The organism is Methanosarcina sp. Kolksee (genome assembly GCF_000969945.1).
Taxonomy (GTDB): Archaea; Halobacteriota; Methanosarcinia; order Methanosarcinales; family Methanosarcinaceae; genus Methanosarcina; species Methanosarcina vacuolata.
Genome location: NZ_CP009524.1, coordinates 1,936,528 through 1,957,716, shown reverse-complemented (window position 1 = coordinate 1,957,716; position 21,189 = coordinate 1,936,528). Strand labels below are relative to the sequence as shown.

Genomic DNA, 21,189 nt, shown 5'->3' with positions numbered 1-21,189 from the left:
CGCAAAACCTATGCATTGTAAATGTGAAAGATCCAGTCATAATAAATCTAAATAAATTATCATTTATCTAAAATAAATGAAAAGTTATATAAAATAAAAACAGAGATAACTGTAGATAATCAACTTTATGCGAGGAGCTAGTATTTCTGTGGAATTATATGATAGTATCAATTTTTTAAATATTCCACTTAGGTTTAGAAGAGAAAGCCATGAAAGCTATGTTTTGTTAGGCCTAATGGAAGATTATGTTAATGGAGCAATTATCCAATGGAATAGAATCCAATCTACAAGGATGGATGATTTTAGGTTAATAAAAGAGTTTGAAGAAGAATCAAAACGTGTATGGAAAGAAACAGACCAATATCTGAAGGAAATAGAAGATATATTGAAAACTGAAAACTTCCCACAATGTTCTCAAAAATTAGATGGAATTCATGAAAAAATAAGAGCAATTTATGAAGAAAATCGTAACAAACTCGAAGAAAAGAACGGGCAAGGTAAAGAAAATACTCGCACGTTGTTTTTGGACATACACTTCTATTTTATATGTTGCGACAAGGTACAAAATCTTATTGAAAAATTAGCCGAAAAAGAAAGTAATGAGGAACTGTCGGCTTTATGGAGAAATCTAAAGCCAAAATTTGAACCGTATAATAAAGCGCGTAATCATCTAGAGCATATAGACACTAGACTTGATCCAAAATACACCGGCGACATGTGTAATTTATGGAATAATAAATTTACATTTGGTGGAGACCAATTCGACATAAGCCACGAGTCTCTTGAGTTTATTTGCGGTTCTTATGAACAAGTACTAAGCATTTTAACCGAATAAGTTTTCACTAATAATTGAGATTAATGTTGTTTCTCCTGCAGAAATTTATTTTTAGTAAAACCTCTGCATTGCTGAAAGGCAATAAGGCTAGAATAACCTATAAATGTTCCCGATTGGGCATTTTGATTTTCACTATCAAGATCGCCAATCAAAGTTACAATAAATTAAAAGTTGCATAGGTTATTTCGTTGCGGGCACTAATCTAGGAGATGCTCACAGCTTGGTCTTGAAGTTCTCAGAAACTTGTCTATTCTCAAGGCCTGCATAAGCCTGAACGCATGTTGACAATTTGACATTTATTCAACATATTTTTATGAAAATCGTTTCTGAACTTTATTTATTCTATAACATATGGGAATATAGCAGTTATGACCTATCGCCGTAACACTATCAAACATAAAAAAATAGTAAGAAACGCATAGGTAGAATTAATGGATATTTTTACATAGATTTTGCAACAAAGCCTATGTATCACAAATTAGAATTTACAGAACTTTCAGTATACGGCTCTTCGTTGTTTTGTGTGAATATTCTCATAATGTCCTCATAAAAACCAATGAGGTATTGAATTGAAAATCATCTTATCCATAGAGAATGACGAAAAGCCCAGTATACTATCCAAGCTGTTGAACCCTGGGAAAGTTTCCGAGCCAGATTCTTTGGTCTACCTGCGCTTTTTTCTCTGATTATAGATAATTTTTTAAATAAGTAGTGGAAATATATAAATTATTTAGTAAGTGGATCTGTTTCATATAATAATGTGAAAAACTCCAATTATAATTCCAGTATTTTTAAGATTCTACATATAAGGAACAAAGGAACAAAAACGGCCTCCCAGTCCACTGAAGCTTTTCCAGAGTTGAGAGTCTCATGAATAAGCAAAAAGCCATACTGATATTATTATTGCTCCCGCTCATTCTATTTATGCTGTTTCTCTACGGCCCTTTCTTATTAATGGATTTACTTGACAGTTCCTGGTACTACTCCGAAGAAGTTGATATTGGGTCTTTTGACTACAATTCCGTACTTACGAAAGCGGAGAAAGCTGGTTATGAGATAGAAGGTTCATGGCCCTGGCCCGGAAACTTTTCGGGCTTTGAACCAGGAGATGTCTCTGAAGTCCGGGAAAACTTCGGAAGTGCTGTTCTTGTGCAGAATATAAGGCTTAACTATAAAGATGACTCCGAGCTTATGGTCTTTGTATGTGAAAACGGAACTGAAACCGGGATTAAAACCTGTATTGCAGTCTCGAATTTTAGCCATTCCGACCCCAAGTCTCCGTTACAGCTATCGGAATTTCCTGATGACTCCTGGATGCTTGAAAAATTAGGGCTCCTCTTCGGCTCGGATGAAAAAGCTTCGGAAAAGTATCTTGAGGCTCTGAAAAAAGCTGCACAAAATCAGACATGGGACGCCGAAATACAGGTAAACGAGTCTCCGGATTTTCCGGCTGTACATGCCTATCTTAAGGAAAACAGTGATGATTCCAGTTACGACAATTACGTTTTGGGTTTTTATAGAGGCCCCGATATAGGCTCGGATACGAAAGAAGTTTTTTTAAAGGACGGGAACCAGGTAGGTTCAGTAAGTTATTTTGTCCCAAAAGCAGGGGTCGTGACTTTTGATAAGGGTAACAGGTACACAGGGAACAGGTATATAGTTGAACTCGATTCTTCAGGAAAGGTCAGGCTTGAAATCATAATGCATGTCGGAAGCGTCGGAGAGTCGATACCTGAAAAGAAATATCGCGCATTTTTCAGGGAGATGTTTGAAGAAATAGGACTTCCTCCTGAAGCGGTGGGCAACTTTGAATTTTCACACACCTCTTTAATGATGTAATGAAACTGCTTGAAGCTTAAGGAATTTCTTTATCTCCCTGCCTGAAGCTTAAGGAATTTCTTTATCTCCCTACCCGAAGCTTAAGGAATTTTTTATCTCCCTATCCAAAGCTTAAGCAATTTTTTTCTTTCCCTATCTGAAGCTTAAGGAATTTCTTTATCTCCTGGGATCTGGAGTTTGTAAATAATTTGAACAATATGAAAACGGGATAAGAAACAGGAACTCTAATATAAGGATAACTAAAAATATATAATATATCCTGTTAACTTATTATAAAAATAAATTAACAACCCCCATAAAAATTCCAGGCTAATGACATTATGATACGTAAAAAGCTTCATCGCTATGCCATGTTGAAACGATATGGCCAGATAATCGAGGTTCTCCAGAAGTATGGGTTTGGATATGTTGTTGAAAAGATAGGTTTGAGCAGTATCAGGGATTTGACCTATAAGTTTAACAATAAAGATAAGATGGACAGGCTCAACACTTCAGGCCCGGTTAGAGTACGTAAGATACTTGAGGAACTGGGTCCGACCTACATTAAGTTAGGTCAATTACTGAGCATGAGGCACGACCTTATTCCTCTGGAATATGCTGCCGAGTTTGCAAAACTTCAGGACGAGGCGCCTTCTTTTGAATTTGAAGAAGTCGAGCTAATTATAAGAGAAGAACTCGGCCATCCAATTGAAGAATTATTTGAGTGTTTTGAAAAAAAACCACTTGCCTGTGCATCCATTGGGCAGGTGCATAGGGCAAAGATAAAAGATGGCGATGAGGTTGTTGTTAAAGTCCAGCGTCCTGGCATAAAGGAGGTAATCGAATCTGATCTGGACATTATGTACAGTATAGCCAGGCTTGTTGATGAACATATGCCAGAAGCGAGATTATACAGGCCGATTGAGATTGTTGACGAGTTATCTCGCAGTATTCTTGCAGAAATAGATTATACTCAGGAGGGCTGGAATGCAGATCGTTTTGCAGACAATTTCAGGGAAAATAGTCAGGTCCATATTCCACGGGTTTACTGGGACTATACAAACACATGTGTGTTGACACTGGAATATATCAGAGGTATAAAAAGTAGCCGTGTGGATTTACTGGACAGGCAGGGCTTTGATAGGAGCACTATAGCTTCTGTAGTCATAGAAGCTTTCATGCAGCAGGTATTTGAAGATGGCTTTTTCCATGCAGACCTGCATCCCGGAAACATCCTTATAATGGAAAACGGGATCGTAGCTTTTCTTGATTTTGGAATGACAGGCCACCTTTCCTCGGAAATATGCGATATGTTTCTGGATGGCATGGTAGCTTTAGTTAATGGAGATAGTTCGTTGTTCATCGAGTTACTCCGAGATATGGGTTGTATAGACTCTTATGCAGACACAAGGTTATTGAAAGAGGATGTTGAATCTTTTCGATCCAAATACTATGGTAAGTCTCTTAAAAACCTTGATGCCTCCATGATAATTGAAGAATTGATAAGCATTTTAAGAGACCACCAGGTTGCGATGCCTCATAATATAGTCTTACTGGTCAGAGGTATAGTGGCTGTTGAAAGCTTTGGACTTATAATGGACCCGGATTTAAATTTTAGCGAACTTCTCGAACCTTATGCAAAAAACGAATTGAAAAAGCGTTTTTATCCACAAAACCTGGCTCACAAGGCCTATAACAATATTTCAAGCTGGACGCGTCTCTTTCGAAAAGCACCGAATAAAATCTCACATATACTTGATCATGCTGAAAATGGCTATTTGAAAATAAAATTTGAATCTGAGGAAGGCAACCGGCTGGTGTCCGAGATTGACGTTGCAAGTAATCGGTTATCTATCAGTCTGATTATCTCTGCTATGATTGTCGCTTCCTCTCTGGTCATTCAGACACATATGAGACCTCTTGTTTGGGGTGTTCCTTTTCTTGGCACATTCAGTTTCGTTGTTGCCAGCATCTTTGGACTGTGGCTTATATATAATATATTCAAGACAGGCAGGATGTGACTTTCCAAATGTATACTTTGCAGAAAAATAGATAGCACGAAAAATTATGAATTTGAAATTTTACTGCAAAAAGTGGATTTTATTTGGGGATTTTATTTGGATTTGATATTTTCTTTCTGCAGCGCTAGATCCAGAACTTTTTCGAATTCTTGCTGATCCCTGAGTCCAAGAATTCTGGCCGTGAACCTGTCCTTGCTGACGTTTCCATCCTCTTGCATATATACGTATTCTCCGTTTTCAATACCTATGATCACAGATGAGTCAGGAATAGAGCTTATTCCGAAATACTCAATAAATTCAGGGCTTTGTTCTAGATCTACAGACATGATCGTTGCTTTTCCTTCATATTTATTTGCCAGTTCCTGAAGGATAGGCTCCATTTTCTGGCATGGCCCACACCATTCGGCGCCGACTTTCAAAAAGACCGGGCCTTTCTCAAGTGATGTATTTATCTGCTCAAGTTCGGTCGTATTGACAATGGAACCATTATAATGAAGTTCGGTTGTATTGACAACATAACCATTATCATGAGATTCTTGAGTAGGGTTTGGCTCAGTACAACCAGCTGTAAAAAGCACAGCTATAATCAGAATTGATAATATAACTAATTGCTTCATGTTGATCGTCTGCTACTACATGATTAATGTTTTATTTTCTATAGGATTTCCGCAGTAAAACTGAAAGCAAATGTCTGAGTAAAACAACAAACAGCCATATTTATTGATATTCAATGAACTAACTTCTGTGAGTTGATTTTTTTAATGGTTGTATTGATTGCTTTTTTACATTTTCCATTAATTATCATACTTATATGCGAAGTCAAAACGAATATCAATAAACTTATTTGAGTAGGCTAAATTGTTACGTAGAGCCTATCCAAAAAGTCAATGGTGGCATGTTGTATCAGTTACAATAGTTTATAATATTAAATATCAGTTAATTTGTGCACGCTTCTAACTATAAAAGTTACAATAAGTATAATACTTTTTGACATACCCTAAAAAGGACTCTGGTCCAAAATCTAGTGATTTTTGTATTTTTCGATTGAAATCATGAACTTGCAGGAAGAATTCGTTCTTCAATCAAACTCAATATTTGATATCGAAAGACTTCCATCGAGAGGACGTATTTAATGGATTATAACCAATTATAAAATCTAGTGATTTTCAATTTCACGTTTATCACTGGATTTTGGTACTGAGTCAGGAGGAAATCAGGAAGGAAAATTAGAGAAAATCAGGAAGAAAAATCAGGAAGAAAAATCAGGAAGAAAAATCAGGAAGAAAAATCAGGAAGAAAAATCAGGAAGAAAAATCAAGAGGAAATCAAAAAGAAAAATTAGGAGGAAAAATTGGATGGGTATTATGGTCTGAAAACCATAAGCCCAATCCTGCATTTCTTAACGTTTATACACTATGCGTAATTGCAAAGCTGTTTCCCGAATATGAGGGTACTACCGGCCTGGGCAGATCAATATCCAGAGCTTCTCTCAAGACCTCTTCGATGGTCTCTACAGGCACGAACTGAAGTTCGTTTCTGGCATCTTCAGGTACATCCTCAAGGTCCCTCTCGTTCTCTTTTGGCAGGATTATCTTCTTTATGCCTGCCCTGTGAGCTGCCAGAACTTTTTCTTTTATGCCTCCAACGGGCAGTACTGCACCGCTCAATGTTATTTCCCCTGTCATGGCAAGCTTGGGGTCAACCGCTTTGCCGGTTATGAGGGATGTGAGGGCGGTAAAGAGGGTTACGCCTGCTGACGGGCCGTCTTTCGGGGTTGCACCTGAAGGCACATGGATGTGGATATCGCTTGAAGTAAAGTCAAAGCTGTTTGCAGTGTTTGCAAGCCTTGACCTGACAAGACTCAAAGATATCTTTGCAGATTCTTTCATCACATCCCCAAGCTGGCCTGTAAGCGTGAGTTTTCCACTGCCTGGCATAAACGTACCTTCTATGAAGAGGATATCTCCTCCCACTGGCGTCCATGCAAGCCCTGTAACAACGCCTGGGACATTCTCTTTTCTGGCTTCTTCCTGCCGGATTATCTCTTTTCCGAGAATTTCTTTGAGCATATCAGCCCTGACCACGTAAGGAAGGTCGGCCTTGCCTGACACGATCTTTTCGGACACAAACCTTGCAATCTTAGCAAGCTGCTTTTTAAGCCCACGGACACCAGCTTCGCGGGTATACTTCTCGATGATTACTTGCAGGGCTTCATCTTCAATTTTAAGTTTCTCCGCATCAAGGCCGTGGTCTTCCAGTATGCAGGGCACCAGGTGGTCTTTTGCAATTGCAAGTTTCTCATTCTTTGTGTAACCTGAGATCTCAATGGTCTCCATTCTGTCAAGAAGAGGCCAGGGGATACTTGTCAGGGAGTTAGCTGTAGCTATGAACAGGACATCGGACAGGTCATATGGGATTTCCAGATAGTGGTCTGAGAACGTGCTGTTTTGTTCAGGGTCAAGGACTTCCAGGAGAGCACTTGCCGGGTCTCCCGAGTAGGAAGTTGAAAGCTTATCGACCTCATCAAGAATAAACACAGGATTTTTCGTGCCTGCTTTTCTCATGCCCTGAATAATTCTTCCGGGCAGGGCGCCGATATATGTCCGCCTGTGTCCCCGGATTTCGGCTTCGTCCTTGACGCCTCCGAGGCTGGCCCTGATATATTTTCTGCCCAGAGCATCAGCAATGCTTTTCCCAAGGCTTGTTTTTCCGGTTCCGGGCGGCCCTATCAGAAGAAGAATTGAGCCCTGCTTCTCATGTTTTAATTTCATGACTGCCAGGTGCTGGATTATTCTCTCTTTGACCTTCTCCAGTCCGTTGTGGTTGCTCTCAAGCACCCGACGGGCTTCGGCAATATCGATGCTCTTTTTCTCCTCGGTTACCCAGGGAAGGTCGATCAGGAGGTCAAGATAATTCCTTATAACAGGGGCTTCAGGATTGTGACTGCCTCCGGTTTCTAGTTTCTTTAATTCGGAAAATGCCTTCTTTTTTACATCATCAGGCATGGTTGAGTTTTCAATTTTCTCCCTGTATGCAGCATCGCCTGAAAGCGAGTCATTCCCTTCGTTGAGCTCTTCCTGAATCACTTTCAGTTGCTCGCGGAGCATTGCCTCTCGATTTGACTTGCTTATTTTGTCAGTGACTTTTCTTGCCATTTCGATCTGGAGATTGATATTTTCTTTATGCTTTGTTAGGATATGAAGGAACACAAGATGCCTCTCACGAACCGAGGCAAGCTCCAGGAGGTTCTGCTTTTCGGCAAGTTTTACGGGTATATACGGCATGACAAAGCCTATTATCTGGTCAATGGAGTCCATCTTATCTATTGACCGGGTAAACTGTTCGGAGCCCTGGAACCTGTTGCTGATCTCGTGAATTGTCTTTTTTATATTTGCCATTGCCTCGGTCTCAGCATCCTCATTGAAATCCGGCAGATCATGGACAGGCCTGTAAGTTGTGTAGAACAGCCCATTTTTCCTATACAGAGAAATAGCCTCTACCCTTTCTAGAGCCCTTGCAACAACGAGATATCCATTATCGGCAGGCTGGACATATTTAATGTAAAGGAGATTTCCAGTTCTATACAGTTTATCCTCTGTCAGGTCGGAAGGTTTTGTGCCGCTTTGTACTGTCAGCCCGATGGCATATACAGATTCAGCGTTTTTCATGTCATTCAGGAGGGTTTCTCCTGTGACTTTGTCAGCAAGGAATTTGGCCCGGCTTTTCGGGTAGACAACTACCTCAAAGAGCGGCATTACGATGCTTTCTCTGTTTTCATCGGGTTGTTCTGGATACATTGTCAATCGTCTCATTTTTTTGAATTTGTTCTTCTGTCTACCAGGTCAGTCCAATTATTTAGTTTGAATTAACCTAACTTTTTCGCTGGACAAAAAAAATTACCACACCTTTTCAAGGAGGTCGATAAGCGTGTCAATTTCTTTCTCGTCCAGAGATCCTGCCATTTTTTCAATGACCTTCAACAATGCGTTTTCTTCGGCACGAGCTATTCTCCGTCCTTTTTCAGTCAGGCGAATGTAAAATATTCTCCCGTCTTCCGAGGACTTTTCTTTGTACACGCAGTCCATTTTTACGAATTTGTTTACCATCTCTGTGATGGTCGGCTTTGAGTTTCGGGTGATCTTAGCAAGCCTGCTAAAAGTCACGTCCCCATGTTCATCGATAATCTTCAGATATCCGATCTGTTTTATAGTGATATCCGATAACCCGCATTGAGAGAGGATCTCACAGGAGCATTCGCTTTTGATTTTGATCAGATTTTCAAAGACTAATAACAAATGCTCTTTTTTCTCTGTCATGCTGAATCTGGATAGTTAGTTAGGTATTGACTAATTATATAGTTTTTGGCTGGGCAACCTCCGGTCAGGGATTGGAAGGTTAACGTATGTTTGTCCATGCTCCAATAAGGACATGAGAGGTAATTTTTTAAAATCAAACAAATTTGCGAATATTCCACTAATTATTTAGTTATCCGACACCCGCGGAAAGCGGAGAAGGGTTTGTGTGACTTATCCTTCAATAGAAAAAATAATGAACCAAAAAAGCTCCTACCTCGAACCTGAGCTGTCAGGCAAAGGATTCAGGGAGGAGTAGTTCACTCAGAGAGATTAATTTAACTTTGTACCACATTCTCCGCAGAACCTGGTACCAATGGAGACCTTGTTGCCACAGTTTGGACATTTTGTGAGGGTAAGGGATGCTCCGCAGTTATTACAGAATTTTCCTTCACCTGAGGGTTTGCCGCATTCCGGACATAAAGTTTGCCTTCTCTCTATATTTCCTTTAAATACGTTTGCATTTTCAGCTTTGTCCCTCATTTCATCTACCATGCGTTCTGCTCTTATTGCAGTCAGCTCAACATTTTCCCTTGGTGCACATTCTACACAGAGATTATCCTGCTCATTCCAGTCGGCTTCACAGACATAGTGCTTGCATCTTGGGCACCTGAAGAAATGTTCTTTTGCCTCATTCTGGGCTATTTCAAAGGCATCTTCCCACTCCTTGCGCCATTCAGGAGACATTCCCTGCTTTCGGTCGTTGAGTATATCCACGCCTCTTTCCAGTGCATTTCCAACACCGTACTGGCCTACAAGGTCGGAGCCTGCAGAAAGGGCTCTTCCAACCATGCCAAACAGGCCTGTCTTCTTATATGTTTTGGATTCGATGAATCTTGTTTTATAGCCGTCTTCACAGATGTCACAGTAGAAAGTAAACTGGAAACCTGCTTCTGAACTGTTGTCTTCATAGTTCCTTGTAAAAGGTTGGAGTTGTGATGTCTTGAATCCCATATTATCACCTCAACGGTTTACCGCATTTGATACAATTCTTGCTTGCAGGGGACTGTTCGGTCCTGCATTTCGGATTAGGGCAGACAATTAGAATTGGAGCACTGCAATTGCTGCATTTATCCCCGAGAAATATTTCTTTTCCGCAACTTTGACATGTGATCCACAGCAAAACGCCGCAGTGCCCGCAGACTTTTGCCCCGTCCTCAAGAGGGTACCTGCATACAGGGCATCTCATAGGCCCAAGAGGGTTCTCATGCGTACAGAACGGACAGAAATTAGAATCACGAGCGATTAATTTACCGCAGTAGTTACACGGATGTTTATAACTGGCCATCTCTTTCCCTTTGTTAACTTTTTATTTGCCTGGAAGATGCCCGACAAATATACTATCAATATTTATTGTATTGTAGTTTTTTAAATTTTCTATATTGAACTGTAAAATTCAGGGTCTCAAAAAATCAGACTTGAACCCTGATCATTTTCTCAATGAAACGGCGCAGAATCGGGTATTATCAGGAAAGTTACAAGAAACTCAAAACTATAATTCTATATATAGGAAAAATTATTTTACAACCATGACAGACTCGATTGGCAATCTCCTCTCCACTTTGAAACAAAATATTCCTTATTTTAAAGACCACGACGTAAGTTCTGAAGTGATGCTTGGAGCATTGATGCACTTATTCCTTATCCTTTGCTTTATTGTTCTATTTTACTTGTTAGTGAGAAAATTCATGTAACTTCAGAAGGAGATAGAGTCGTAAAAGTAGCTACTGGTTAGCCATCAAAAAAATTTCAGCGCAAAAATTTTCCCTTCAAAAAAAACTCTCTAATTTTTGGAGGCATTTTCATCGAAAAGGTCTGTTCTTCTTTACTCATTTCTTTATATTTGGCATGAAAATGCTGCCATCTGCAAGCATTTTCATTGTTTGTGCATGTTATTCGAAGAGTATCATGTACGTTTGGCATGAAAGTGCTCTCAAGTACTTTCATTTTTGGGGCATGTTCTTCGAAGAATATCATGTATGTTTTTTGATTATTTTTAGTTAAAACAATCTGTAAGATATAAGACTCTGTTAGTTATATAATCGAAAATATTTTCTCTCCTGTTCCTTTTTTTATTTCAGTCGAATACCTCACTAGCTTGCTGCGGGATGCGCCAGCGCAACTTTGATTTACCCACTTTACATAAAATTTGTTTTAAAAAATCTCAATGCGTAGGTTTTGTTGTAATGTCTGTGCATAAGGAAAAAAATGATTTTATACAGATAATCAGCATACTTTATTAATATAAAATTATTTTCCGGCTTTAAAATATTTTATGCTAAACTGTCTTTTGTTAAGAAACAATTTTTCATATAAATAATTTAAAATAATTACGAGGATAATTGAGTAACTACTGGGAGAATTATTTATTGTAACATAAAAGAATTTGATTGATTTCAGTTAATTACTAGCAGAATCAATCTCAAATTTTGTGATCCCAGGATAATGAAATATCTAAGTTGTGTATATATTCTCAAATTTGATTCAGTTGATGTCTTATTGGTCATAAGGAGGGATGGGAAAAAACTGTCAATGTATCTGAATAAAGTTGGCAGGAGCAATCTGAACATAACATGAAATTGGGAATCATAAAAATTGGGAATCATTTGAAAGTTGATAAATTTGATCAAACTGTATAATCTATAAAAATTGTTAAAAATATAACTGATTAAGGAGTTGAATCTATGACCCATCATGAAAAAGAAAAGAAGGCAGAAACAAAGGAAGAAGAAGCAAAAGTTGAGCCGATACACCCCTCTGAACAAAGGGGAGGTAAAAAGAAAGGGCTTCTTGACACCTGCAAGTAAGCAGGTTCTCGCTAGTGGGTGAGTCTTTAATAAAATCAGAAAACAAGCACATTCCATGTTTATGAAAAAACATGAAAAGAGATCAGTGTTTTTTTCTTTGATAATCCTTTTACGGTACATAAGACATATGTCTTTTAAGATCTCACCCATAGCAAACTTAATTTTTTGTCATTAAAGTTTTCAGAGAATTGGCTTTGAATTTTTGGATTGTTCTCTAAAAACTGAATAAGTCTAGCAACAGGAAAGTTTAATTAAATTGCTTTGAGATAATAACTTAACGGAACAGGAGTGAAAGGTTTATGGGTGTATCTGCTAAAGGGGAAAGATATCTTTGTGAGATATGCGGTAACGAAGTTGTAGTAGAAGAAGTAGGTGGAGGAACTCTTGTTTGTTGTGGCCAGGAAATGACTCTTGTTGAGGAATAAAATCATCCGCATAACTTAATTAATTATACTTTCATGCATTTAGGAATGATTCAAATATAATATCAAAGGTTTTTGTTGCCAAAAATGATTATTTAGGGAAACGGAACTGCAGATCAATTCCCAAGCTGAAAATTTGAAGTTATATTTTTACCATTCCTTAACCAAATTTTCGGATAAATAAACAACTTTTTCTTACCTGGAGGAAAGCTTATGAAATGCTATGAATGCGCTAAAGAAGGTAAAGACACGGACGCCGTTGGGATTTGTATTGCGTGTGGTAGAGGGGTTTGCAAAGAGCATCTTATCCGCGAGGAAACTCCTGTATGGGAAGGAAGTTATCCAATTGAACTGAAGCCTGACATTGAACACATTAAAAGAATTATGTGCTATTCTTGCCATGAAGCCCTGAAGGAAAACTGTCTATTTAATGAAGTTTGTTGATAATGGAGTTTGTTGAGGTGATAAAAAATGCTGAAATGTTATGATTGCTCTGAAGAAAATAAAGTAAGTGAGGCAGTAGGAGTTTGCATTGTCTGTGGAAAAGGTCTCTGCATGGATCATATCAAAGAAGTAGAGTTACCTATGAAAGGAGGATATCCACTTCCCCATTTGACACTAAAGAAAGATCTTCCCAGAATGATGTGTCGTGAGTGCATTGACGCCACTATTGGGGACATCGGCTGCGTCTAAAAAGCTGGTTTCGAAATTTTTACAGTTCGTCATTAGACCGAAGGATTAGTTCCAATTTAATTTATTGGCATTATTTCTTTGCCCCTAATTTCTTTGCCCCTAAGTACTAATCTAGAAGGGTTGAAAATCGGTCAGAACGGGCTTAATCAAAGATTCATCTATAAATTTATAGTTGTGCAGTTCTTTATTTACCAGTCAAGTCTTAATATAAAAAGAAATGTCTGATATTTCTACATATTATTCTATAGGTAGGTGACATAATTTGGCAGACCATAAAACAGTAGAGAGTATAGAAAAGAAAATGGGATTTAAGCCCCAGATCTTAGAAACACTTGAAGAACTTGATCCTGAGTTTCTTACAAAGTACAGACGTTGTGATGGAAAATTATTATCTGACGGGGCTCTGCCTGCAAAAACAAAAATCCTTATGGCTCTTGCAGTTGTGGCATCTAAGCAGTGTGAGGCCTGTACAGTGGCGCAGATGAAAAGTGCTCTTAATCATGGAGTCACTAAAGAAGAAATCATGGAAGCCATGGAAGTTATCTTTATCACCTCAGGAGCTCCGGCTGTTGCTGCTTGCCGAGAAGCTCTGAAATTATTGAAATAAAACACTTAAAACATTTATTTAATTTATTTAGCATGAAAGTACATGAAGATATCTTCCTCATGTACTCTCTCGTCCCTCTTTTCCCATAATTGCGAATATTCCACTAATTATTTTAATCCGTTCATCAACCGAGAATATCTCAGTCTCAACAATCTTTCTCTTTTGAATTTCTCCCTTTTTATATCCTTTTTCATCTTCGTACATCTCATCCTTTGTGATAAGATGCCATATTATTGTTGCAATTTTCCTTGCCAGAGCAACGATTGCCTTAGAATGTCCAATCGACTTCTTTTTCCTGTTAAAAAACTCTTTTAAATTGCTATTTTTCGTTCTTGCTGCTGCCTGAGCAATCTGTATCAGAATCCATCTTGCTGTTTTCGATCCTCTCTTTGTGATTCTGCCGTTATAGTATTTATCTGCAGATTGATACACATTTGGAACCAGACCAAGCCATGAAGCAAGTTTATCTCCCGATAAAAAATCCCTGAAATCACCTATTTCAGCAATAAGAGTTGCCACACCAAGCTCTCCAATACCTGGAACTGACATCAAAATTTCCATTTCTCTTTTATGCTTTTGATAAGCATAATTGAAAATTTCCCTTTCCAGAACTTCAATTTCATCATCTAAATGTTTTATAAGGTTCAGGCATATCTGAAGTCTGATTGCAGCACTCTGGGAGATTTCTCTGTCCAGAATTTCTCTTATCTGAATACCTTTTTTCTTTACATTTGGAGAAAGTGATTCTATAATCTGATCAACATTCTTACCTGAAGAGATTCCAGCTAGAATTGCTCTCCCATTTTTTCCAAAAATATCAGTAAGTACATCACCCAGATGTAACATTTCGGAAGAAAGGATAGCATGAGCTTCATTTTTAATATCGGTTCTTTTCCTTACAATAGTTAGTCTGAACCTAACGTATGACCTGAATTCTCTATGCCTTTTCGGAAAAACTCTTGATGGTTGAACCATCTTATTCAATGCAAGTTGTGCAATTACTTCTGAATCTATTTTGTCCGTTTTTTTACATTTATAAACCTCTATGATTTTGATTACGTTTTGCATTTTTTCCGAGATTTCTGTAGAGCCATGAATGAGAGTATTCTTTGGGTTATGCAGATGGAATTATAATTCTGGATGAAAGTTCAGTGAAAAGTAATTCTTTTTTGGCAAGAACTATATTTTGAACGGGTTGACTTTGTTTTGGGAAATTCTTGTCAAATTAATATATTTTTTTGGGAGTTTATTTAATAAAGTTTTTTTATTTCAAATACATTTAGTAACACTCTTATAGTTTTAAGTAATAACACGTAGGCGTTATTAGTATCTTTATTCCTATTGCAGGTGATTAGGCAGGTTAATTCACAAAATAGGTGTTCTTTGATGGAGAAAAAAAAGTTATTATTTTCTATTTTCCTGATAGCCCTGATTTTAATGACAGCGGGCTGTACTAATAAGGACAGTGCTCAGGCAGGGTCATCGGCTGAAAACAGTTCTGATCAGACCGGGGCATTGGTTGAGAACCCTTCCAACGGATCAAAGTATGTGAATGTTGTTAATCTAAGTGGAGGAGATTGTGGCTATCCACAGCCATTTACGATATATCCGAGGGGTCCTGGGTCATCAAAAGTTGGAATGATCTTTGACAGTCTGTTCGAAAGGGATGAAAAAGGTATAATTCCCTGGCTGGCTGAAAGCTGGGATGTCAATTCAAATGGAACAGAATATACAGTTTATCTCCGTGACGGTGTCAACTGGAGCGATGGAGTACCTTTTACAGCAAATGATGTTAAATTTACTTTTGATTATGAGCAGAAAAATGTACCCGTTTCAGGCGGAATTGAGTCCGATATTATAGATAATGTTCAGGTCGTGAATTCCAGTACAGTAAAGTTCGTACTTGCTCAGCCTGTTTCGACATTCATTTACAAGCTCACGAGTTTTGAAATCATACCTGAACATATATACAAAGATGTCTCCGATCCCACCAGTTTCCTTGATCCAAAGGCAGTCATCGGTACTGGTCCGTACATTCTTGATGAATACAATAAAGAGCATGGAACATACCGGTTTGTAGCAAATGAGAATTTCTGGGGACCAGAGCCTGTCGTTAAAGCCGTCGAGTTTATTCCGGTCAGCGACTCACTAATAGCTTTTGAACAGGGACAAATAGATTTCACAAGTATATCGCCTGATACTCTTGACCGGTTCAAATCAGACTCTGATATAAGAATAGTCCAGCAGCCGGCTTTCTGGGGTTACCAGTTTTATTTCAATATGAAAAACTGTCCTGAGCTAAATGACAGTAGAATAAGGCGGGCCTTTGCTTACGCCATTGATCGCGATGAACTGGTGGAAAAGATCGCAAGAGGTGCAGGGAAAGCCGGTAAAATGGGCATACTCCCTGAAGACCATATCTGGTATAATCCTGACCAGCCGAAATATGACTACAACCCGGATAAAGCTCGAACATTGCTTGAAGAAGCCGGATGGACTGACACAGATGGAGATGGAATACGTGACAACAATGGGGAAAAACTGTCATATGTATTATCTCTTGCTAGTGGCGAAGTCCGTATTGGTGAACTTATAAAAGAGAGATTAAGTGAAGTGGGAATTGATGTTCAGGTAAAAGCCCTTGAGAGCAAATCACGTGATGCCAATCTAAAGAATGGAGACTTTGAACTTGCGATCAGCGGCTTTGGCGGCTGGGGAGCAGACGCAGATTATCTCCGTACAAGGTACTGTGATACAGGTTCACAGTCAGGAAGTGTATCATCTGGCGCAGCAATATTTGGTTACCACAATGATACCCTGAATGATCTTGGCACCCAGGAATTGCAGGAATTGAACGATAGTAAACGGAAAGAAATAGTATACAATATGCAGACCTTGCTTGCTAATGATGTACCCACAATACCGCTCTATTATACTACGTCGTATGATGTATGGCGTATTTCAAAATATGACGGCTGGATGACCAGGTACGATCATCATGCAAGAACACAGTGTATTCTTTCGTATTTAGAGAGGGATGGAATTGCAGCAAAAAGATAATATGGATAACCTGATCGAATGCTGGAAAAAAGCTACAGGTAATGGGATGATCCAGGATGAGGGCAGGATGGCAGAGTTCTGGAACAAACGGTCTGGGAACTATGCCAATAACATTGAAAAAGATAACAGAAAGAAGAGAACCGATGAGATTCTCGGATTACTTGAAGAGGTCGGCTTTAATCCGGAAAGTTCCAGAGTCCTGGATATCGGGTGCGGACCCGGTACCCTCACTCTCCCTCTTTCAAAGCTTGGAGCAGAGGTGACAGCACTTGATATCTCATCCGGAATGCTTGACAGACTGAAAGATTCTGTAAAAAAAGAGTCTCTTCCGGTAGATATCATTGAATGCTCCTGGTGGACCGCAGACATAGACGAGCTTGGATTCCGGAATGAATTTGACCTGGTAATTGCATCCATGACTCCTGGAGTAAAGGATATCGAAAGTTTTGACAAGATGATGGCTTGCTCAAAAAATCTCTGTTATTACAGTAACTTTTTGAGAAGAGAAGAGGACAGGGCATATCGTGACATCAGGAGTTCGATACTCGGTGAAAAATCCGAGAATAACATGAACGGCATAATTTATCCATTCATGTATCTTTACCTCTCAGGCTACAAGCCATCGCTTCGGATCAACCATTCCGAATGGAAGGATGAACAAAACTGGAAAGAAACGGCAGAACAGGCAATAGATTTCATTGGACGGAGCCGGGATTTTGATGATGAAACAAAACAAAAAATAATGGATTATTATCAAAATGCCTCTCCAGATGGAACTTACCGTTCTGAGTCTGACGTATATACCGGTATGATGGTTTGGAACGTTAACGGCAGATGATTGGATAGTAAGAAGGCAAGATGTTTAGGTAGTAAAAGGGTAAGATGATTGGATGGTAAATGACAGGAATTCGTTTATTTTCAGGTTGTTATCGACACTTTTTGTAATTCTTGTCATTAATTTTTTTTTACCAAGGATGATGCCCGGAGATCCATTCTCAACCACTTCCGCAGATGAAGTCGGGGAAGATATTATTGTAATGACAGAGGAGCAGCATCTTTATTACATAAACTATTACGGACTTGACAGGCCGTTGCCTGAACAGTTTTTAGCATATCTGAAAAAACTAATGACTGGCAATCTTGGGAGGAGTATTTATTACAAAATGCCGGTCAGTGACGTAATAGTGCTCCATCTCCCCTGGACTATATTGATTGTCGTGAGTGCGACAGTAATCAGTACAATCTCCGGTGTGGTTCTTGGAACAATTTCTGCAAAGAACCGGAAGAAGGGGAGTGATCGAATTATGATGACTGGTATGATTGCCTTTGCAGAAATTCCTTCCTTTCTGCTTGGGCTGATCCTTCTTCTGATTTTTAGTGTGTATCTCAGGCTATTTCCACTTGCAGGTGCTGTTACTCCTTTTGCAAACTATAATGGTCTGGCAGAGCAGATACTGGATATATCGTACCATGCCTTTCTGCCTGTTTTGACTCTATCACTTTCACAACTGACCGGCGTATACCTGCTCACCAGAAACACACTGATTACTGTAACCACAAAGGATTATATCAGGACTGCCAGAGCCAAAGGTCTGGGTGAAAAAAACGTTTGGATCCGGCATGCACTCCGAAATGCACTGCTCCCTGTAGTGACAAGAACAGGTTTTACGATCGGCATAATGATGGGAGGTGTTGTCCTGGTTGAGAATGTTTTTTCCTATCCAGGCATAGGGATGACACTCAGAAGTGCTGTAGTCGGCCGGGATTATCCTCTTATTCAGGGTATTCTCCTGGTAATTGCAGTCTCCATACTTATCTGCAACCTTCTGGTTGACAAAATATACGGGAAACTTGATCCGAGGGTTGTGACATGATGAAGGATACTGCTGCCTCTGGAAATGCCGGAATACTTTCGTTTGTTCAGGCTTTGAATATTGACAGAATTAACAGAATTGTTAGCAGTATAAACAGAATTGTTAGCAGCGTAGCTAAGCCATTCTCCAGGTTCAGTACTGAAGGTAAAATTGGTATCTTTGGAATTCTCTGCATCATTTTAATGGCAGTTTTTGCTCCTGTGATAACAATTTATCCTCCTCAGAAGATCACAGGGGATTCACTTGAACCTCCCGGCCCAGGACACATACTTGGAACCGATGAACTCGGTATGGATATCTGGTCACAGATATGTTACGGTGCCAGAATGAGCCTTACAATAGGGCTTGCAGTAGCCTTTATAGCAGGTTTTGGGGGAGGAGCCATTGGAATACTGGCAGGATATATTGGAGGGTACATTGATCAGAGCCTTATGAGAGTAATTGATGTGACAATGGCTCTTCCAAGCTTTCCTCTCCTTATTGTAATATCTGCTTTTCTTGGGCCAAGTATTCTTAACGTGATTCTTATACTTGTTCTTTTCAGCTGGGCCAAACCCGCACGTATTGCGCGTTCCCAGACACTGTCGCTAAAGAAGAACAGCTATATTATTGCCGCCCGGAACTACGGCGCAAAACCATTTTACCTGCTCTGGAGGCATATATTTCCTGAAGTTCTGCCTGTCCTTTTTGTGCTTGTTATCGGCATATCCTCACACGCAATCATAGCCGAAGCAGGACTTGCCTTCCTGGGCCTCGGAGATCCTACTTCCAAGAGCTGGGGAATGATGCTTAATCATGCAACCAGTTTCCGTTCGATATATTTTACACCTTACTGGAAATGGTGGTTATTGCCTCCGTTGTTTATGCTCATTTTCCTCCTGCTATGTCTTGCGTTCATAAGCAGGGATATGGAAAGGATACTGGATCCGAAATTAAAGATAAAAAAAGGGTTCTGATCATGAGTCTGCTCGAAATCAATGATTTTAAATGCCACTATCTGACTGACATTGATACCGTTAAGGCTGTTGACGGCATTTCTTTTGAGATTGAAAAAGGAGAAATTCTGGGCATTGTAGGAGAATCCGGAAGTGGCAAGACCACTGTTGCTCTTGGGATTATGGGGCTATTACCGGAAAATACAGCTATTTCAGGGGAAATTCTTTACAGGGATGAGCTAATCTCCTCTTTGCCTGAACCTGAAATGGACAAATTCAGATGGAAGGACATTGCAATAGTTTTTCAGAACAGTCTTGAGGTGCTGAACCCTGTTATGAAAGTGGGCGTTCAGGTAAGAGAACCGATGATAAAGCACCTTGATATAAGCCCTGAGAAAGCACAGAGTAAATGTGCTGATCTGTTCAGGAAAGTTGGCCTTGATCCTGAATGGATGGATTCATATCCGCATCAATTATCCGGTGGCATGAGGCAGAGGGTTCTTCTGGCAATGGCTCTTTCATGCGACCCGAAATTACTGATTCTCGATGAAGTTACTTCTGCCCTTGACGCATTTACCCGAAAGGAAATCAGGGACCTTCTGGTCGACCTTCAAAAGAAGAACAGGTATACGATGTTAATGATCTCTCATGATATCACTTTTGTATCTTCTGTTGCGTCCAGGATTGCTGTTATGTATTCAGGAAGAGTTGTTGAAACAGGACCTGTAAGGGATATTCTCGTATCTCCCCGTCATCCTTATACAAGGGGCCTTGTCCACTCTACCCCGGATATTTTCGTTTATAAAGATTTATGGGGAATTCCCGGGGATGTTCCGACAGGAGATGAGTTTAAAGGCTGTCCTTTCAGCCCGAGATGTACACAAAAAATCGATATCTGCAGTAAAGTTTCTCCGGTTCTGAAGCCGATAGGAGATGGGAGGGAAATTGCATGCCATAGAGGGGGCATAGCAGACCTTCTGGTGGCTAAAAACCTGAGTTTCAGCTACCGTCTGCCAGATGGAAAAGATCTTCAGGCAGTTGACAACGTTAATCTGGAAGTGAGGGAAGGAGAGGTTCTTGCAATTGTCGGCCAGACCGGTTCGGGGAAGTCGACCCTCGCACATATTCTTGCAAATGTGATAAGGCCCGAGTGCGGAGAGGTATTGTTTATGGATGGGAATGTTGTCGGGGGAAACTATGGAAGCAGGTTCAACGGTATTCAGATAGTATTCCAGGACCCATTCAGTTCAACCAGCAACAGGTTTACTGTGCTTGATGCAATCAAAGAGCCTCTTTATATCAATAAGATCGGATCCAATGGAGATAGACTGAAAATGGTTAAAAGTACCCTTGAACTTGTTCGTCTTCCCAGTACTGACAATTTCCTCAGTAAATATTGCGGGGAACTCAGCGGCGGGCAGAGGCAGAGGGTTGCACTTGCAAGAGCAATGGTTATGGAGCCAAAACTTCTTATTGCCGATGAAATAACTTCGGCTCTGGATGTTTCAACCTCTGCAAATATATTGCGTCTTTTAAAGGGCCTTCAGAACAGGAGAGGGTTTGCAATGATATATATTTCACACGATCTCTCCCTGACACTAAAGATTGCTGACAGAATAGCCGTTATGAATTCCGGAAAGATTGTAGAGATGGGGAATTCCCATGATGTAATGCTCTCACCTTCTGATGAGTATACAAAAAGGCTTGTGGGGTCAAGAATAGGACTGTGTTGTCATACTCATTAAGCATCATGATCTTTTTTAAA

General features: G+C 39.6%; 18 protein-coding genes and 1 pseudogene. 13 read left to right on the top strand and 6 right to left on the bottom strand.

Annotated features, from left to right (window positions below; translation table 11 throughout):
• Positions 1 to 148 precede the first annotated feature (148 nt).
• The 3 genes from MSKOL_RS08055 (at position 149) to MSKOL_RS08045 (ending at position 4,674) form a co-directional block, all read left to right on the top strand.
• Positions 149 to 835, top strand: coding sequence for a hypothetical protein (locus MSKOL_RS08055; RefSeq protein WP_048155069.1), 687 nt, complete (start codon positions 149 to 151; stop codon positions 833 to 835).
• 870 nt (positions 836 to 1,705) lie between these two features.
• Entirely contained in the window at positions 1,706 to 2,674 is a 969-nt protein-coding gene (locus tag MSKOL_RS08050; protein ID WP_231592541.1) for a hypothetical protein, read from the top strand.
• A gap of 320 nt (positions 2,675 to 2,994) precedes the next feature.
• Positions 2,995 to 4,674, top strand: a complete 1,680-nt coding sequence (locus MSKOL_RS08045; protein ID WP_048155066.1) for an AarF/ABC1/UbiB kinase family protein — start codon at positions 2,995 to 2,997, stop codon at positions 4,672 to 4,674.
• Between the two features lie 92 nt (positions 4,675 to 4,766).
• Here the strand turns inward: MSKOL_RS08045 and MSKOL_RS08040 are convergent, their stop codons facing one another.
• The 5 genes from MSKOL_RS08040 to MSKOL_RS19245 form a co-directional block, all read right to left on the bottom strand.
• Positions 4,767 to 5,291: a co-chaperone YbbN gene (locus MSKOL_RS08040; RefSeq protein WP_048155062.1), complete on the bottom strand. Its 525-nt coding sequence runs from the start codon at positions 5,289 to 5,291 to the stop codon at positions 4,767 to 4,769.
• Positions 5,292 to 6,080: 789 nt separating this feature from the next.
• A complete protein-coding gene (lon, locus tag MSKOL_RS08035) occupies positions 6,081 to 8,486 on the bottom strand; it encodes an endopeptidase La (protein ID WP_369799536.1) in 2,406 nt (801 codons plus the stop codon).
• An 84-nt stretch (positions 8,487 to 8,570) separates the two neighbouring features.
• A complete protein-coding gene (locus MSKOL_RS08030) occupies positions 8,571 to 8,990 on the bottom strand; it encodes a MarR family winged helix-turn-helix transcriptional regulator (RefSeq protein ID WP_048120128.1) in 420 nt (139 codons plus the stop codon).
• Positions 8,991 to 9,299: 309 nt separating this feature from the next.
• The gene (locus tag MSKOL_RS08025; RefSeq protein WP_048120126.1) at positions 9,300 to 9,980 is read right to left on the bottom strand and encodes a zinc ribbon domain-containing protein; all 681 of its coding nucleotides are present in this window, start codon (positions 9,978 to 9,980) and stop codon (positions 9,300 to 9,302) included.
• 4 nt (positions 9,981 to 9,984) lie between these two features.
• Positions 9,985 to 10,314 carry a zinc ribbon domain-containing protein gene (locus MSKOL_RS19245; protein WP_082091070.1) on the bottom strand — a complete coding sequence of 110 codons (330 nt, stop codon included), beginning with the start codon at positions 10,312 to 10,314 and terminating at the stop codon, positions 9,985 to 9,987.
• A gap of 1,396 nt (positions 10,315 to 11,710) precedes the next feature.
• On the opposite strand from MSKOL_RS19245, the gene MSKOL_RS21335 reads away from it, so the two are divergent.
• The 5 genes from MSKOL_RS21335 (at position 11,711) to MSKOL_RS08000 (ending at position 13,555) form a co-directional block, all read left to right on the top strand.
• The gene (locus MSKOL_RS21335; RefSeq protein WP_255351974.1) at positions 11,711 to 11,833 is read left to right on the top strand and encodes a hypothetical protein; all 123 of its coding nucleotides are present in this window, start codon (positions 11,711 to 11,713) and stop codon (positions 11,831 to 11,833) included.
• Between the two features lie 299 nt (positions 11,834 to 12,132).
• Positions 12,133 to 12,258 (top strand): desulfoferrodoxin FeS4 iron-binding domain-containing protein, encoded by a 126-nt coding sequence (locus tag MSKOL_RS08015; protein WP_048120120.1) that lies wholly within the window; start codon positions 12,133 to 12,135, stop codon positions 12,256 to 12,258.
• Positions 12,259 to 12,468: 210 nt separating this feature from the next.
• Entirely contained in the window at positions 12,469 to 12,699 is a 231-nt protein-coding gene (locus tag MSKOL_RS08010) for a DUF2180 family protein (RefSeq protein ID WP_048120119.1), read from the top strand.
• Between the two features lie 27 nt (positions 12,700 to 12,726).
• Positions 12,727 to 12,948: a DUF2180 family protein gene (locus MSKOL_RS08005; protein WP_052725385.1), complete on the top strand. Its 222-nt coding sequence runs from the start codon at positions 12,727 to 12,729 to the stop codon at positions 12,946 to 12,948.
• Between the two features lie 262 nt (positions 12,949 to 13,210).
• Complete coding sequence (locus MSKOL_RS08000) at positions 13,211 to 13,555, top strand: carboxymuconolactone decarboxylase family protein (RefSeq protein ID WP_048120117.1); 345 nt, start codon at positions 13,211 to 13,213, stop codon at positions 13,553 to 13,555.
• Between the two features lie 57 nt (positions 13,556 to 13,612).
• On the opposite strand, the pseudogene MSKOL_RS07995 reads toward MSKOL_RS08000, so the two are convergent.
• Positions 13,613 to 14,602 (bottom strand): annotated as a pseudogene (locus MSKOL_RS07995) (IS110 family transposase); the annotation flags it as partial.
• A 339-nt stretch (positions 14,603 to 14,941) separates the two neighbouring features.
• Here MSKOL_RS07995 and MSKOL_RS07990 point away from each other — a divergent pair.
• From MSKOL_RS07990 to MSKOL_RS07970, 5 genes are all read left to right on the top strand, one after another.
• On the top strand, positions 14,942 to 16,615 hold the full coding sequence (locus tag MSKOL_RS07990) for an ABC transporter substrate-binding protein (RefSeq protein ID WP_048155054.1): 1,674 nt from the start codon (positions 14,942 to 14,944) through the stop codon (positions 16,613 to 16,615).
• On the top strand, positions 16,593 to 17,453 hold the full coding sequence (locus tag MSKOL_RS07985; RefSeq protein WP_048155051.1) for a class I SAM-dependent methyltransferase: 861 nt from the start codon (positions 16,593 to 16,595) through the stop codon (positions 17,451 to 17,453). The genes MSKOL_RS07990 and MSKOL_RS07985 overlap by 23 nt, the downstream gene beginning before the upstream one ends.
• A 139-nt stretch (positions 17,454 to 17,592) precedes the next feature.
• On the top strand, positions 17,593 to 18,489 hold the full coding sequence (locus tag MSKOL_RS07980) for an ABC transporter permease (RefSeq protein WP_231592539.1): 897 nt from the start codon (positions 17,593 to 17,595) through the stop codon (positions 18,487 to 18,489).
• A complete protein-coding gene (locus tag MSKOL_RS07975) occupies positions 18,486 to 19,445 on the top strand; it encodes an ABC transporter permease (RefSeq protein ID WP_048155044.1) in 960 nt (319 codons plus the stop codon). The genes MSKOL_RS07980 and MSKOL_RS07975 overlap by 4 nt, the downstream gene beginning before the upstream one ends.
• 2 nt (positions 19,446 to 19,447) lie before the next feature.
• Complete coding sequence (locus tag MSKOL_RS07970; RefSeq protein ID WP_048155041.1) at positions 19,448 to 21,169, top strand: ABC transporter ATP-binding protein; 1,722 nt, start codon at positions 19,448 to 19,450, stop codon at positions 21,167 to 21,169.
• Positions 21,170 to 21,189 lie beyond the last annotated feature (20 nt).